Genomic DNA, 613 nt, shown 5'->3' with positions numbered 1-613 from the left:
CCGCGTACGCCGCCAGCCGCTCCCGGTAGAAGGCGGCGAACTCGGAGAGCACCCGCTGCACCTGCTCCCGTGAGGTGAGCACCGCGTAGCCGTCGGCGTGCACTCGCAGGGTGCTCGGCTTCAGATACAGCAGTGTGTTCTTGGACGGCCCCCAGAGGTCGGCGGACAGCGTCGTCACCAGACCGAGCGCGGCCGCGTCGTACTGCGCGGTGCCCAGCACCGGCGCCAGATACCAGGCCGCCTCCGACGTCATACGGCCGACCAGTTGCGCCACCGGCGTCGGGATGTTGTCGGAGAACGGGTAGTTGTACGGCCGCGTCACGCGCCGCGAGGTCAGCGGCCGGGTGGGGGAGACGCTCCACACCTTCAGCCAGGGGTGCTCGGTGAAGGCGAACCAGATCGCCTCGACCCGCCCGGCCTGGTCCAGGAAGCGCGAGAAGGTACGCCCGTCGGAGCCGGGCGCGGCGAACAGCTCGCCCGCCGGGATGTCCGTACGGCTCACGCACCGCAGGTCGGTGTTCGAGCCCACCCGCAGCACCACCTCGGTCACCAGGGACCGGCCGAGATGGGTCAGCAGCGCGGCGCAGTCCGCCTCGTCGCGGCGGAACGTGCG

At 71.5% G+C, this 613-nt stretch carries 1 protein-coding gene; it reads right to left on the bottom strand.

All coding sequences use genetic code 11. From position 1 onward, the window contains the following. Positions 1-613 (bottom strand): cholesterol oxidase substrate-binding domain-containing protein (locus IF47_RS0126760; RefSeq protein ID WP_031511610.1); only part of this gene is annotated, 613 nt, incomplete at both ends.

The organism is Streptomyces megasporus, assembly GCF_000718985.1.
GTDB classification, from domain to species: domain Bacteria; phylum Actinomycetota; class Actinomycetes; order Streptomycetales; family Streptomycetaceae; genus Streptomyces; species Streptomyces megasporus.
Note: the sequence above shows the minus strand (reverse complement) of the source record. Positions and strands in the feature narration are given on the sequence as shown.